The organism is Sinorhizobium sp. 22678 (assembly GCF_052044265.1).
GTDB classification, from domain to species: domain Bacteria; phylum Pseudomonadota; class Alphaproteobacteria; order Rhizobiales; family Rhizobiaceae; genus Sinorhizobium; species Sinorhizobium meliloti_A.
In genome coordinates this window covers 15,079-28,651 of record NZ_JBQEMS010000010.1, presented here as the reverse complement: position 1 = coordinate 28,651, position 13,573 = coordinate 15,079, and the positions used below count along the sequence as shown (strand labels likewise).

The following is a 13,573-nucleotide window of genomic DNA, read 5'->3' as shown; positions in this document are numbered from 1 at the left end:
AGCGCAACTATGGCGGAATGGCCCGGCTACGCAAAGCGGCTGATTTTTGCAGACGGGGTTACCGCCGCGTCTCGGCGGATCACGGTCTCAGATGCCGACATTGGGGCGGTCGATGACCTCGCGCAGCGAAAAACTCGAATTGATCTTTACCACATGCGGCAGCGCCGAAAGCCAGTCGCGGTGGATGCGTTCATAGTCCTCCAGATCCTTCGCTGCCACGCGCAGGATATAGTCGTATTCCCCGGACATCAGGTAACAAACGAGCACATTGGGGCAGAGCTTCACCGCGGCTTCGAACTCCGCAAGCGTCTTGGCGAACTGCCCGGAGAGCGAAATGTGCACGATGACCATGATCTTGTAGTCGAGCGCCTTGTGGGCGATACGCGCATGGTAACCGGCGATCGTCCCGGACTTTTCGAGGATATCGACCCGCCGCGAACAGGCGGACGGCGAGAGGCCGACCCTCCCTGCGAGGTCGGCGTTCGAGATTCGGCCATCCTGCTGCAGAATGCGCAGAATCGAACGATCGATAGCATCCAAGCCAGCCATTCGTATCTTCTTTCGAATAGTCGCTGTTTTGCGCAATAACTCCCGAAAGCAATGCATGGACGAGCACGTCTTTGCAAGGACATTCGGAATGCCATCTGCTTTGCTGGACCCCTCATCAGCGCGGCAAAAAAGCCCACAGATAGGAGAGGAACGCAAAGATGCGTGTCGGTTGCCCGAAGGAAATCAAAAACCATGAATACCGTGTCGGCCTTACGCCCGGATCAGTACGGGAATATGTAGCCCACGGCCACGAGGTCATCGTGGAAACAAAGGCCGGGGCGGGGATCGGGGCGGATGACGACTCCTATCGCGCAGCCGGTGCGAGGATCGTACCGACAGCCAGGGAAGTCTTCGAAAAGGCGGATATGATCGTCAAGGTCAAGGAGCCGCAGCCCTCCGAATGGGCGCAACTGCGCGAAGGCCAGATTCTCTATACCTATCTTCATCTCGCACCGGACCCGGAACAGACCCAGGGACTTCTCAAGTCCGGCGTCACGGCGGTCGCCTACGAGACCGTGACGGATGAGCGCGGCGGGTTGCCGCTGCTTGCGCCGATGTCCGAGGTCGCGGGACGGCTGGCGATCCAGGCGGGCGCGACCTCGCTCCAGAAGGCAAATGGAGGCCGCGGAATCCTGCTCGGCGGCGTACCGGGCGTCCTTCCGGCCAAGGTCGCGATCATCGGTGGCGGCGTCGTCGGCCTGCATGCTGCCAAGATGGCTGCGGGTCTCGGGGCCGACGTTTCGATCCTGGACCGGTCCCTGCCGCGTCTACGCCAACTCGACGATATCTTCAACGGCCGTGTCCATACGCGCTATTCGACGATCGATGCCTTGGAAGAGGAAGTCTTCTCCGCCGACATGGTCATCGGAGCCGTGCTCATTCCCGGCGCTGCTGCGCCGAAGCTCGTCACGCGCGAAATGCTGTCCGCCATGAAAAAAGGCGCTGTCATTGTCGATGTCGCGATCGATCAGGGCGGCTGCTTCGAGACGTCGCATGCGACGACGCACTCCGAACCAACCTATGAGGTCGACGGCATCGTGCACTACTGCGTCGCGAACATGCCGGGGGCCGTGCCGATCACGTCGGCGCACGCCCTCAACAATGCGACGCTCCAATACGGACTTCAGCTCGCCGACCGCGGCCTCAAGGCGATTGCCGAGGACCGGCATCTGCGCGCCGGCCTCAATGTCCACCGAGGCCGCGTAACCAACGCGGCCGTGGCCGAAGCGCTCGGCTACGACGCCCACGCTCCCGAGGCCGTCCTTCACGTCGCCTGACACGCTGAACCGCCCGGCGCCGTCAAGCGCCGGGCTCCCACTCAGGCCGCTTCGATGCGGCACTGGTAGCAGTTGTATTTTCCCGAGCGAACATGCACGAAGGCGACGTCCGGCCGTGCCAGCAATTCCTCGGCCCGCTGCTCGAGGTACTCGGCATCGATGGCTCCGCCGGTACCGTAGACGATGCGCTCATCACTCCCGTAGCCACGCAGAAGATAGCTCTTGCTGGACGCGAGAATCGGCGGCACGGAGGCTCCGTCGTGAACCGCGCAATTTTCGGCATGCATGAAGATCGGTCCCGTTTCGGCATAGGCCTGGACCGACGAAAACGGCCGGTAGGCCAGAACGAGATAAGGCTGGCTTCATCGACATTACGAAGACAGTGCCGGCACGGCACGCCGTCGCCGTCCGAAATGCGCCGCTCGGGCCGGTGGCCATAGGCATCCCGCCCGCCTTGCCTTAGCCGTTCCGCCTCTTCGACGGGCATTGCAACGTAATTGAGTTTCATGGCGCTTCTCCCGATTGGCTGAATTCAGGAGAAAGATGCGCACCGGCGTCAGGGAACGACACCCGATACTTGCCGAACTTAGATCTAAGATCCTGAAGCCGTTCAGAGCTTCTTCGCGAAGGTGAGAAGTTCCTCGTCGCTCAGCGGCTCGACCACCGTCTCCCGCGTCGCGACCGGAGAAAAGCCGAACTGCTGGTAAAGCTGCAGCGCCCGGGGGTGATCGAGATTGTTCGTCGTGACCGTGACCTTGCGCGGGTTCATGGCCCAGGCCGCAAACAATGTCTGCAGCAAAAACCACTTACCGAGTCCCAGGCCGAGCGCGTGCTCCATGAGCCCGAAATGGGTGAGGTCGATGAGGTCATCGTCGAGTTGCCGGAATTCGAAGAAACCGGCCGGCGCACCGTCCACATAGAGGACCATGACCGTCGTTCGCTTGTCGTGGAGGATAGCCGCCAGATCGTCGTCGCTCATGCGCAGGCGCTCCGCCCAGTGCCAGCGCTTTCCGACACGCAGATAGAGAAAGCGGTAATAGGCGAGGGGAATATCCGAAACGCGCAGGATCGCCGTATGGATGTTGATCGGCATCGGCAGACTTTGCTTCGGCGGCGACGTCATTTCGAGTTCGGTCACGTGCGCCGTGATCGCGGCAGGCTTTGACCTTGGCATGGCTCTCACTCTTTACCGATTGCAACCGGAGTATCCGGCCGGCTACCCCATTCCGACCAGGAGCCATCATAAAGCGTATTGTCCTCATGTCCCAAGGATTGAAGCGCAAGCGTGATGATGGCGGCGGTAATGCCGGAGCCGCAGCTCGTGACGACCGGCTTCGTCAGATCGATGCCGGCATCCGCAAAAGTCCGGCGCAGAGCATCGAGATCCTTGAACCTGCCCTTCTCGGAGAATACGCCCGAAGGGAGGCTCCTTGCACCCGGCATATGCCCCGACCGCATGCCTGCCCGCGGTTCCGGTTCCTCTCCGGCAAAGCGCCCGGCGCTGCGCGCATCGGCAATCTGCGAGAGCCGGTGCTCGACCACATCTCTCATGCGCTCGAACGAGGTGACCGCGTTCGGGTTGAAGACTGCGTTGAAAACCTGCGGGCTGAATTTCGGGACCTCGGTCGTCGTCGGCCGGCCGTCCGCTTTCCAGCTGTCCATTCCGCCATCGAGAACGAAGACGTTTTTGGCGCCCATGATTCGGAACATCCACCAGACTCTCGGAGCGGTGAAAATCCCCGGGCCGTCGTAGACGACGATCGTGTCGTTCTCGCTGATTCCCATTGCGCCCACGGCGTTGGCGAATGCCACGGGGGAGGGCAGGGTGTGCGGCAGCGCGCTCGACCGATCGGCGATCGCGTCCTGATCGAAGAAGACCGCCCCGGGAATGTGCGCGGCGGCGTATTCGGCTTGCCCGTCGCGGTTCTGCGCCGGCAGATACCAGGAGGCATCGACTATCTTGACCGACGGATCATCGAGGCGCTGTTCAAGCCAATCCGCAGAAACGACAAAGCGGCTCTTGTTTTCGTTATCACCATTCATCGTCGTCACTCCACTGGCTTTCTCATGTGAAAGAACAATTTCCCTGGCCGCACTAAACTGCAACCCCATCTTCGGGCGTCGCGAAGCGTATACGGAAACGCCTGTTTTCCTTGCCCTTCTTCTCGATCTTGGCAATGTGGATCGCGCCCACTTCCTGCGTCTCGGAAACATGCGTTCCGCCGCAGGGCTGGCTGTCGATCGATGAATTCTCGCCGATGCAGACGAGACTGACCCGGCCAAGCCCCATCGGCGGGCGGACGTTCTTCGACTTGACAATGCCCGGATTGGCGGCCAGCTCCTCGTCGGTGATCCACTGCAAGTAGACCGGATGGTTCTCTTCGACGAGTTTCATCAGCGCTGCCGTGACCTCGTCCTTGTCGATCGTTTCGCTCATATCGAAGTCCACACGGCTTTCCTCCTCGCCCACGGCTGCGCCGGTGATCGGGAAGGGGCAGACGACCGACAGCAGATGGCAGGCCGTGTGCATGCGCATCAGCCGGTAGCGGCGCGGCCAGTCGATGTGCAGCACGAGCTTCTCGCCGACCGCCGGCGTGGGCGCGCCGCCGGCAGGCATGTGAGCGATGACGTCCTTGGTCGCGCCGTGCCGGGTTTCGACGATGTCGATGCGGCTGCCGTCCTCACGCTCGAGAAAACCCGTGTCTCCCGGTTGCCCGCCGGATGTCGCATAAAAGCAGGTCTGATCCAGCTGGATGCCGCCGCCTTCCAGGATTGCCGTCACACGTGCTTCGCAGGTCGAGAGGTAAAAATCGTCTCGGAAGAGGGCGGTGACGGTTCCGGTCATGGCAATCCTATCCAGCGGGTTCGTATGGCACTGCTATGTTCGAGGTCGTCTTCAGCCAGTCCGGAACCGGCAAGCCCTTGGAGGTCAGGAAGTCCGGATTGAAGAGCTTCGACTGATAGCGGTTACCATAGTCGCAGAGGATCGTCACGACCGTGTGTCCCGGCCCGAGGTCACGGGCAAGCCGCACGGCTCCGGCGATGTTGATGCCGGTCGAGCCGCCGACGCAGATACCTTCCTGTTCGATGAGATCGAACACGTAGGGTACCGCTTCAGCATCGGGAATCTGGTAGGCGAAGTCCGGCGTGAAGCCTTCGAGGTTGGCGGTGATTCGGCCCTGACCGATGCCTTCGGTGATCGAGCTGCCGCTCGACTTGAGCTCGCCATGGGCATAAAAATTGTAGAGTGCCGCCCCTTCCGGGTCGGCGATGCCGATCTTGATCGCCGCATTGCGGGCGCGCAAACCTTCCGCCACACCGGCAAGCGTGCCGCCGGAGCCGACGGCGCAGATGAAGCCGTCGACCTTGCCGTCGGTGTCCCGCCAGATTTCAGGCGCCGTCGTGTCGACATGCGCTTGCCGGTTGGCGACATTATCGAACTGGTTCGCCCAGATGGCGCCGTTGGGCTCTGTTTCGGCGAGTTGGGCCGCCAACCGGCCGGAGATCTTCACGTAGTTGTTGGGATTCTTGTAAGGCACAGCTGGAACTTCGACCAGTTCGGCCCCAAGCAGGCGCAGCGCGTCCTTCTTTTCCTGGCTCTGGGTTTCGGGGATGACGATAACGGTGCGGTATCCGAGTGCGCTGCCCACAACGGCAAGGCCGATCCCCGTATTGCCGGCCGTACCTTCGACAATCACGCCGCCCGGTCGCAACTGCCCGGCCTTCTCGGCCTGGCGGATGATCCAAAGCGCCGCCCGGTCCTTCACGGACTGCCCGGGATTGAGGAACTCCGCTTTGCCGAGAATGTTGCAGCCGGTCGCTTCGGAAACGGCCTTTAGCCGGATCAGCGGCGTGTTGCCGATTGCTTCGAGCACGGACGGAAGAACAGGCATTTTGAAAACCTCGCGCTAGACGGAACGGGTGCCGGCATTAGCCAAGCACTAACCTCGGTCGACGGCAAGCCGATAAACATTTGGTTTCATGGGTAGGATTGCCGAAATATTGGCGTGTTTTCGGCTCACTCTGTCTTACAGGCAAGGAATAGCGTTTCGCAGCTTTCCTGTCCCGGGCAAAAAACGTCTCTGCCGTCAATCGACGGGCGGGAAGCGGAGATTGCGGGGCAGGCGCTTGCCGTCCGGAGAGGTATGGGACCGGCCGCTTATGCGGTGGCCCCGGTGAGAACCCCCGTCGACGAGCGAGGAAAAGATGACAGCCGTATTCACCGCCCGCCCCGAACATGGATTGGCCTGGGTCACCGGCGCGAGTTCCGGAATCGGTCGCGCCGTGGCGCTTCGATTGGCCGAGGAAGGCTATTCGGTGGTCGTCACGGCGCGAAGTCACGAGAAGCTGGTAGACCTTCAGCACGAGGCGGCCGGAGCAGGGCGGATGATCGTTCTCGATGGAGACGTCACCGATCCGAAAGACATGGAGCGGCTCTTGGCAAAAATCGAATACGAGCACGGGCAGGTGGCACTCGCTGTGCTCAACGCCGGCGTCGTCCTGCCGGTCCGTGGCGACGACCTGCACCGAGACGCCTTCGACCGAAGCTTCGCGGTCAATCTCAACGGAGTTGTCAACTGCCTCGTTCCGCTTGTCGAACATATGAAGGCCAAGGGGCATGGACAAATCGCGATCATGTCGTCGGTGGCCGGCTATGGCGGCCTGCCGATGGGCGCCGCCTATGGTGCGAGCAAGGCGGCACTCATCAACATGGCGGAGAGCCTGAAATTCGATCTCGACCGCATCGGCATCCGCCTGCAGGTCATCTGTCCCGGCTTCGTGGATACGAAGGCCGTGCCGAAAGGCGGATTCCCGAGACCCGCGCTGGTGAGCACGGAGGAGGCGGCGGAGCGGATATGCGCGGGGCTGAAGTCTTCGCGTTTCGAGATCACCTTCCCGAAACGATTTACGTACTTGGTCAAATTGCTGCGGATCCTGCCCTATGGGCTTTATTTCGCGCTTCTCGATCGGCTGGTACCGGGGAGGGCAGCCGTCGCATCGGCTCCGAAGAACAAGCGCTCAGGATCCGACGGACAGCCCTCAGGCGGTGTCAAGCATCAGCACCGCCCTCGACCGCTGCAATCTTGACCCTACATCCCATGCCCGGCCAAGGTCCGCCCCGATATGAGTCTTTCCGCCGGGGATCGTGTGGACTTCATCCGTATGGAGGACGGCCACTACGCCGTTGTGCCCGCTTCCCATTCGATCAGGTCGCTCAAGGGGATCGTTCCTCGTCCGGACAGGCCGGTCAGTCTCGAGGATATGCAGAAAGCGATAGCCGCTGGATCCACCGGCGAATGATCGGCATCGATACGAACCTGCTCCTGCGCTACCTGGCGCAGGACGATACGATCCAGTCACCGTTGGCTTCGCAGATCATTGACGGCTTCACATCCGAGGCGCCGGGCTACATCTCGCAGGTCGTTCTCGTCGAAACCGTCGGGGTCTTAACGCGCTCATATAAGATGCCACGCGAAGCCGTTGCTCGCGTTATTGAAACTTTGTTGCGGGCGCGTGAGATCGTGGTTGATCGAGCGGATGCCGGTTATCTGGCGCTTGCCACCTACCGCACGACAAAGGCGGACTTCTCCGATGCGCTGATCGCCCACGGCGGGCGCTTGGCAGGCTGCGCCGAAACGCTGACCTTCGACAAGCCGGCAGCCGATCATGCCGGAATGCGCCTCGTAAACCGATGATCAGCTGCTGGTGCCGGGCAGGCAGCCGTCGCTTCGGCCCTGAGGAACAAGCGCTCAGGCTCAGATGGACAGCCGCGTCAGGCGGTGTGAAGCACCAGCACCGCGCCGAAAATCAGTGACAGTCCAAGCCAGCCGATCGGTTTCAGCCTCTGACCGAAGAAAAGGCGGCCGCAGATGGCCGTACCGAAGATTCCGGTTGCGCCGAGAATGGCATAGGCGATCGCCAGGTCCATGTCCTTGATCGCTTCCGCCAGGAGCGCGAAGGCCGCAAGCACCAGGACGATCGAAAGGGCACCCCAGCCGCGGCGGGCAAAGCCGTTCGACTTCGTCGAGGCGAGATTCGCTGCCACATCGAGCACACCGGCGGCGACCGCGAATGCGAAGGAGAGACCCGACGCGCTCATGCGGCGGTTTCCGCGGCATCGCTCCTGCCGGCATTGAGGAGAAGTATTCCCGCGACGGCCATCGCAAGGCCCAGCATCTCGCGACCGGAAAGCGCATGGCCGAAAACGAAAACAGAGACGAGCGTGATCACGGCGACGCCCGATCCTTCCCAGACCGCATAGGCGACGCCGACCGGAATGGTCTTCACCGCTCGCGCCAGGAAGACGTAGGAGAGCGCGATCGAGGCATACATGACGATATGCCCCCAATAGGTGCCGGAGCCGGATGCCGCCTTCATCACGGTCAGGCCGACGACCTCGGTCGCGATCGCAAGGACCAGGAAAAGCCATGCAAAACGCATGAGGAAGCCTACGAGAAAAATCAGCCCGAAAAAATGAAAGCTGGCTCGCCGGGCAGGATGAAACCGCGAATTACGAATTCTCGATTCCACTAACCGTGTCAACGCCAAAGACGCCCGAAACCAGCACTCAGAGAGCGAGCTGTCGCTTTGGCGCGAGAAACGAGGCATCGTTCGAACGCGAGATCTCACCGCCGTCGGTGTTCCTCGCTGGTATCCAAGCGCGATGTGCCAGGAATGTTTGCTCGTGAAAGTCTGCTAAGGCCTCTATCGCGCGACTGAACTCGAAGCGACCGTATGCGATCTTGGCAGCGACCGTTGGGGCCGGGAGCCGAATAGCGGACATTTAGCATCGCCGATGCAGCCTCATTCGTTTGTGTCACTTTCTGGATAATTGCCGAGACCACCCTCTTCGGTGTCGGAACCGAAGCAGGTCATGCGTCCTCTCAATCAAGGAGACATTCCATGAACGCACTCAACGACAAGTCTTCCTCGGCCATTGTCGCGGTGAGCGACATCGATCGGGCGAGGCGTTTCTACAGTGATATACTGGGGCTTGAACTCAACGACGAAGGCATGGAAGGCGTGCTGGTCTACAAGACGGGCGCGACGTATCTGGTCGTCTATAGTTCGGAATTTGCCGGCACCAACAAGGCCAATGCCGTGGTGTGGGACTGCGGACCAGACATCGACGCCATCGTTGCCGACTTGGGTTCCAAGGGTGTGACGTTCGAGCGCTATGAGATGGAGGGCGTGCCATACAAAGACGGGCTCCACGATGCGAACGGGTTCAAGATGGTCTGGTTCAAGGATCCCGACGGCAACATCCTCCATCTGAACAGCGCATGAGCGGCTTCACCGACGTAAGGAAGGGACGATCACGTAGCGCACTTGCTGCGCCAGATATCCGGAGATTGGAGCCGCGATGCAGGGCAATTCGGTCGCGGCTCTGGATAGGCCGGCTGACTTCATACTGAACTGTGACACACAGAGATGGACAATTCGCGAGAGATGACATGACGCGCGAAGATTTCGACGTCAATTCGGTCAGGCCAAGCGGAAGCGCGCCTGCTCAGGCAACGCTTTTTGATCCGGGTGCTGAAGGTCCCTGGCGTGGCTCTTTGCCGGGTGACACACTCGGAGCACCGGTGACCGTGCTCGCTTACGGCACCAACCGCACTGGCGAAGGCCCCCGTCTTCACGTGCATCCCTATGACGAGGTGTTTGTCGTGATCGAGGGCCGGGCCCGTTTTTTCGTTGGAGACACTGTCCTCGACGCGACTGCCGGTCAGGCTGTGTTTGGCCCGGCTAACATCCCACACCGGTTCGAAAATCTCGGACCAGGGCGTTTACAGACTATAGACGTCCACCATTCGCCGCATTGGATCCAGACCGACCTCGACTAGACGGCCCCGCATAACACCTATCCGCCCTTCAGGAGGGGTGACTCTTCCAATGCATCGATCATGTATTCAATGAAGGCTCGAACCCGATGCGGCAATGGTCCACCGCCGACGTAAATGGCGTGGATCAGTTCGAGATCACCTGGATTGCAGTCCTCGAGCAGAGGCACGAGCCTTCCGGCGGCGATGTCGGCGGCGACGTGAAACAGCCCGAGCCGTGCAACGCCGGCTCCGGCCAGCACCATCTGCTTCATCGTCTCACCGTTGTTGACGACCAGGCTTCCGGTGACCGCCTGGGCGATCTCCCGGCCGTCCCACCGGAAGGGCCATGAGGGCCGCTCGCGGCGAAAGTTGAAGGTCAGGCAGTCATGACGCTCGAGGTCGGCGGGCGTCTGGGGCTTTCCTTTGCGTTCCAGGTACGAAGGCGCGGCGCACACCACTCGCCTGCTCTGACCGAGCTTTCGCGCGATCAGGCCGCTGTCCGGCAGGTTGCCCATGCGAATGGCGACGTCGGTCTTTTCCGCGACGAGATCGACGATACCGTCTGCGAAGCTGAGATCAACGATCAAATCGGGGTTCCGCGCGATGAAGGCGGGCATCGCAGGCGCCACGAACATGGTGCCGAACGGAATGGTGGCGTTCACCCGAAGCCGGCCACGAACGGCGCCGCCCGACGCTTCCCGATCAGCATCGTTCAGAGCCTGCAAGATCTTGAGCGCGGCGTGATGATAAGCCTCGCCTTCTTCGGTCAGCGTTAGCGCGCGGGTCGTGCGCATCAGAAGGCGCGTGCCAAGTCTTGCCTCCAGACGCGCGATCAGCTTGCTGACCGCCGATGGCGTGATGTCGAGGCTGCGCGCGGCCGCCGAGAAGCCGCCCTCCTGCACCACTCGCGCAAACACCTCCATCTCGCCAGAGCGTTCCATCAAAATGCGCGGCACTGATGATCTCCATTCACAGATGCATATCCAGTGGCGGCAATAGTTCCTCGGGCTCTCAGATCATAGATTGCGTTCGGACACAATCAGGAGCCACGTCATGGATTTGCAACTGACCGATAAAACCGCGCTCGTTACCGGCGCCACCGCTGGTATCGGGCTCGAAATCGCCCGCGCGCTCGCCCGCGAAGGCGCGAATGTGATCATCACCGGCCGCGACCGGCCGAAGCTCGACATAGCCATCACCGACATCAAGACGTCCGGCGGGGAATCCGTTGCCGGCGTTCTCGCAGACGCTGCCACCGCTGATGGCGCAGCGACCATCGCCAAGGCCGCGCCGTCGGTCGACATCCTGGTCAATAATCTTGGCATTTACGAAAGCAAGGACTTCGGCGCCATCACCGACGCTGACTGGAACCATCTCTTCGAGGTGAACGTGATGAGCGGCGTACGCCTGTCGCGCGCTTACCTGCCTGGCATGCTGGAGCAGAACTGGGGTCGGATCATCTTCATCTCAAGCGAGTCCGGCCTCGCCATCCCGCCCGACATGATCCATTACGCCACCACCAAGACGGCGCAACTCTCCGTCTCGCGCGGCTTGGCGCAACTGACGCGCGGCACCAACGTCACGGTGAACGCGGTGCTGCCGGGGCCGACCCGTTCGGAAGGCATCGAGACCTTCCTGCGCAGCCAGGCCACCGATCCTTCCGCTCCGATCAAAGAGATCGAGGCCGAATTCTTCGCCACTGCGCGCTCCGCTTCGATCCTGCAGCGGATGGTGGAGGCAGAAGAAGTGGCAAACCTCGTCACCTATCTCGCCAGCCCGCTTTCGTCGGCCACCAACGGCGCAGCACTGCGCGCCGAGGGCGGCCTCGTCAATACGATTGCCTGAGAGAGCGCGTGCGATGTCAAATTCTCCGCTCACCATCATTGCCATGACTACCGCCAAAGACGGCAAGGAGGCGGCCCTTGGGGCTGCCCAGGAAAAGCTCGTCGCCGAGACTCTCATGGAGGACGGCTGCCTGCGCTACGAACTGCACCAGTCCCTCGATGACGGCCGCATTCGCATCTTCGTCGAAAGCTGGGAGAGCGAAGCACAATGGCGTGCCCACATGGAAGGCGCTGCCATGCAGCGGTTTCTGGCCAGCGGCGTCGGCGACTATTTCGCCGATTTCTCGCTGCATCGGCTGGCGAAGATCGCCGGCTGACACAGCCGCAACACACTCCTGACAACGCAATTTTCAAGCATCCGGAGACAGACGATGAAATACCTGCGTCGCCTCGCCATCACCCTTGCCCTCGGTTTCAGCGCCGCCAGCGCAAATGCAGCAAACGTGCTGGTGGTTCTTTCCGATTCAGACCATCTCGACCTGACGGACGGCAAGGTCTTCCAGACCGGCTTTTACCTCAACGAACTGATGCAGCCGGTCGAGGCGCTGCTCGATGCCGGTCACGAGATCACCTTCGCCACCCCCAAGGGCACGGCGCCGTCCATCGACAAAACCTCTATCGACAAGATGTATTTCGGCGGAGACGAAGCTGCGATGAAGGCGAGCGAAGCGCAGCTTGAGGAAATCGGCTTGCTGTCTGACACTGCCTCGCCCGTAATCAGTCTCGCGCGGGTCGAGCAGATCGGCTACGACCATTTCGACGCGGTCTATGTCCCTGGCGGCCATGCCCCGATGCAGGATCTTCTTGTCAGCCCTGAGCTCGGCAAGTTGCTGACGCATTTCCATGAACAGGGCAAGACGACCGCGCTCGCCTGCCATGGCCCCATCGCGCTCATCTCGACCCTGCGGGACCCGAAGGCTTTCACCACACAGCTCGAAACCGAAGGCGCAGCGAAAGCAGACCGTGAATGGATCTATGCCGGCTACAACCTGACTGTGATCAGCAATGAGGAAGAGGAACTGGCAAAGGGATTGCTCGGCGGCGGCGCGATGAAGTTCTATCCGCAGGATGCTCTCACGCAAGCAGGTGCTCGCTATAGTCATTCCGATGCGCCCTTCAGCGCGCATGTCGTCACCGATCGGGAACTGATCACGGGCCAAAATCCGGCCTCGGCCCCCGCCGTGGCGCAGGAACTCCTCGAGCGCTTGAAGTAAGAGGCGACATGTCCGGCCAGCACGAGGCCAGCCGGCGAGACCGCGCTCAGTTGCGGTGTTGATGCGGGGCTCATCGAATGCAAAAGCCCGGCGCAGCAGGAATGCCGCGCCGGACCTCGAGTTGAATTGAGCAAAGAGGACATCTGAAGCTGAGAACATCGAGGCACTGATTGAGCCGTGGACGTCCCTGATACGGATAGTGAAATGCTACCGGTCGACGGCGCGCCCCGGACTATGACATCACCTAGTGACGCGTCATAAGCCCGCCCTTGCCGAAGTGTGATCCGCTCCTATTCTTCATCCAAGTACATGGAGAAAAAGAGTGGCAGATAATGACAAGGAGCCGGATCGTAACCGCGATCTCGTTTCCACTGAGGGGCATGGGGTCGCCAGTGATGAGAAAAGTGCGGCCTATAGGAGAAGGATGGTGCAGGAGGCCCTCCGTGAAGGAAACCCTGCCGGGGTGAAAACGAAGGACTATCTCAGCAATAGATGGTTGTCGGGCGGCTCGTGGTAGACCGTCGATGAGAGGAAAGCATGGCAGATAATCCGAAGAAGAAAGGCCGCGACCGTGAGCTCGTTTCCGAACAGGAGCACGAGGTGGCCTACCTCATGAGAACGGCGAAGGTGACGCGGCAAAAGGCGTTGAAGGCGATCCGTGAAGCTGGGCCGAACCGCGAAAAAGTGATGGAATATCTCGGCAAGAAATAACGCTCAAAAGAGCGTCGCCTGCTGGACCTCCTTTGTCTCCGGCTCAAATGGCGGTCGCGTCCCGCCTTTCGTGGCGTTCGTCTCCTGATCCGCGCCTTCTCCCATGCCGCGTGATAGTTCTTGTGCAGCTCGGGCGCGGCGATAATAGCGATAGA

At 61.1% G+C, this 13,573-nt stretch carries 18 protein-coding genes and 1 pseudogene; 10 read left to right on the top strand and 9 right to left on the bottom strand.

Annotated elements, in window-relative coordinates; genetic code table 11:
• Positions 1 to 87 precede the first annotated feature (87 nt).
• On the bottom strand, positions 88 to 549 hold the full coding sequence (locus tag ACTJKL_RS16355) for an Lrp/AsnC family transcriptional regulator (protein ID WP_018094938.1): 462 nt from the start codon (positions 547 to 549) through the stop codon (positions 88 to 90).
• Positions 550 to 707: 158 nt separating this feature from the next.
• On the opposite strand from ACTJKL_RS16355, the gene ald reads away from it, so the two are divergent.
• Complete coding sequence (gene ald / locus ACTJKL_RS16350) at positions 708 to 1,826, top strand: alanine dehydrogenase (RefSeq protein ID WP_100674253.1); 1,119 nt, start codon at positions 708 to 710, stop codon at positions 1,824 to 1,826.
• Between the two features lie 41 nt (positions 1,827 to 1,867).
• Here the strand turns inward: ald and ACTJKL_RS16345 are convergent.
• From ACTJKL_RS16345 to ACTJKL_RS16325, 5 genes and pseudogenes are all read right to left on the bottom strand, one after another.
• Positions 1,868 to 2,334, bottom strand: a pseudogene (locus ACTJKL_RS16345) (DUF1203 domain-containing protein).
• A gap of 102 nt (positions 2,335 to 2,436) precedes the next feature.
• Entirely contained in the window at positions 2,437 to 3,000 is a 564-nt protein-coding gene (locus ACTJKL_RS16340; protein ID WP_440853315.1) for a GNAT family N-acetyltransferase, read from the bottom strand.
• 5 nt (positions 3,001 to 3,005) lie between these two features.
• Positions 3,006 to 3,869 (bottom strand): 3-mercaptopyruvate sulfurtransferase, encoded by an 864-nt coding sequence (sseA, locus tag ACTJKL_RS16335; RefSeq protein WP_440853314.1) that lies wholly within the window; start codon positions 3,867 to 3,869, stop codon positions 3,006 to 3,008.
• A gap of 52 nt (positions 3,870 to 3,921) precedes the next feature.
• Positions 3,922 to 4,671, bottom strand: coding sequence for an alanyl-tRNA editing protein (locus ACTJKL_RS16330; RefSeq protein ID WP_440853313.1), 750 nt, complete (start codon positions 4,669 to 4,671; stop codon positions 3,922 to 3,924).
• A gap of 7 nt (positions 4,672 to 4,678) precedes the next feature.
• Positions 4,679 to 5,719 (bottom strand): cysteine synthase A, encoded by a 1,041-nt coding sequence (locus tag ACTJKL_RS16325; protein ID WP_026168589.1) that lies wholly within the window; start codon positions 5,717 to 5,719, stop codon positions 4,679 to 4,681.
• A 313-nt stretch (positions 5,720 to 6,032) separates the two neighbouring features.
• Between ACTJKL_RS16325 and ACTJKL_RS16320 the strand changes: the two genes are divergently transcribed.
• From ACTJKL_RS16320 to ACTJKL_RS16310, 3 genes are read left to right on the top strand one after another with little or no spacing between them, the layout of a single operon-like run.
• Complete coding sequence (locus ACTJKL_RS16320; protein ID WP_440853312.1) at positions 6,033 to 6,914, top strand: SDR family NAD(P)-dependent oxidoreductase; 882 nt, start codon at positions 6,033 to 6,035, stop codon at positions 6,912 to 6,914.
• Positions 6,915 to 6,920: 6 nt separating this feature from the next.
• Positions 6,921 to 7,127 carry an AbrB/MazE/SpoVT family DNA-binding domain-containing protein gene (locus ACTJKL_RS16315; RefSeq protein ID WP_440853407.1) on the top strand — a complete coding sequence of 69 codons (207 nt, stop codon included), beginning with the start codon at positions 6,921 to 6,923 and terminating at the stop codon, positions 7,125 to 7,127.
• The gene (locus ACTJKL_RS16310) at positions 7,124 to 7,522 is read left to right on the top strand and encodes a type II toxin-antitoxin system VapC family toxin (RefSeq protein WP_440853311.1); all 399 of its coding nucleotides are present in this window, start codon (positions 7,124 to 7,126) and stop codon (positions 7,520 to 7,522) included. The genes ACTJKL_RS16315 and ACTJKL_RS16310 overlap by 4 nt, the downstream gene beginning before the upstream one ends.
• Before the next feature lie 77 nt (positions 7,523 to 7,599).
• Here ACTJKL_RS16310 and ACTJKL_RS16305 read toward each other — a convergent pair whose 3' ends face one another.
• On the bottom strand, positions 7,600 to 7,926 hold the full coding sequence (locus ACTJKL_RS16305; RefSeq protein ID WP_100674260.1) for an SMR family transporter: 327 nt from the start codon (positions 7,924 to 7,926) through the stop codon (positions 7,600 to 7,602).
• Complete coding sequence (locus tag ACTJKL_RS16300) at positions 7,923 to 8,267, bottom strand: SMR family transporter (protein WP_440853310.1); 345 nt, start codon at positions 8,265 to 8,267, stop codon at positions 7,923 to 7,925. Before ACTJKL_RS16300 ends, ACTJKL_RS16305 begins: the two co-directional genes overlap by 4 nt.
• A gap of 462 nt (positions 8,268 to 8,729) precedes the next feature.
• Between ACTJKL_RS16300 and ACTJKL_RS16295 the strand changes: the two genes are divergently transcribed.
• Positions 8,730 to 9,113 (top strand): VOC family protein, encoded by a 384-nt coding sequence (locus ACTJKL_RS16295; RefSeq protein ID WP_440853309.1) that lies wholly within the window; start codon positions 8,730 to 8,732, stop codon positions 9,111 to 9,113.
• A 167-nt stretch (positions 9,114 to 9,280) separates the two neighbouring features.
• Positions 9,281 to 9,670, top strand: a complete 390-nt coding sequence (locus ACTJKL_RS16290; protein WP_440853308.1) for a cupin domain-containing protein — start codon at positions 9,281 to 9,283, stop codon at positions 9,668 to 9,670.
• A gap of 17 nt (positions 9,671 to 9,687) precedes the next feature.
• Here the strand turns inward: ACTJKL_RS16290 and ACTJKL_RS16285 are convergent, their stop codons facing one another.
• Complete coding sequence (locus tag ACTJKL_RS16285; protein WP_324763394.1) at positions 9,688 to 10,605, bottom strand: LysR family transcriptional regulator; 918 nt, start codon at positions 10,603 to 10,605, stop codon at positions 9,688 to 9,690.
• A gap of 97 nt (positions 10,606 to 10,702) precedes the next feature.
• Here ACTJKL_RS16285 and ACTJKL_RS16280 point away from each other — a divergent pair, with 97 nt between their 5' ends.
• The 4 genes from ACTJKL_RS16280 to ACTJKL_RS16265 all read left to right on the top strand — a co-directional run bounded on the left by ACTJKL_RS16280 (position 10,703) and on the right by ACTJKL_RS16265 (position 13,418).
• Entirely contained in the window at positions 10,703 to 11,494 is a 792-nt protein-coding gene (locus ACTJKL_RS16280) for an SDR family NAD(P)-dependent oxidoreductase (protein ID WP_440853307.1), read from the top strand.
• Between the two features lie 13 nt (positions 11,495 to 11,507).
• Positions 11,508 to 11,810 (top strand): putative quinol monooxygenase, encoded by a 303-nt coding sequence (locus tag ACTJKL_RS16275; RefSeq protein WP_440853306.1) that lies wholly within the window; start codon positions 11,508 to 11,510, stop codon positions 11,808 to 11,810.
• Positions 11,811 to 11,864: 54 nt separating this feature from the next.
• Complete coding sequence (locus tag ACTJKL_RS16270) at positions 11,865 to 12,707, top strand: type 1 glutamine amidotransferase domain-containing protein (protein ID WP_440853305.1); 843 nt, start codon at positions 11,865 to 11,867, stop codon at positions 12,705 to 12,707.
• Positions 12,708 to 13,244: 537 nt separating this feature from the next.
• Positions 13,245 to 13,418: a DUF3606 domain-containing protein gene (locus ACTJKL_RS16265; RefSeq protein ID WP_100674268.1), complete on the top strand. Its 174-nt coding sequence runs from the start codon at positions 13,245 to 13,247 to the stop codon at positions 13,416 to 13,418.
• Positions 13,419 to 13,573: the final 155 nt, after the last annotated feature.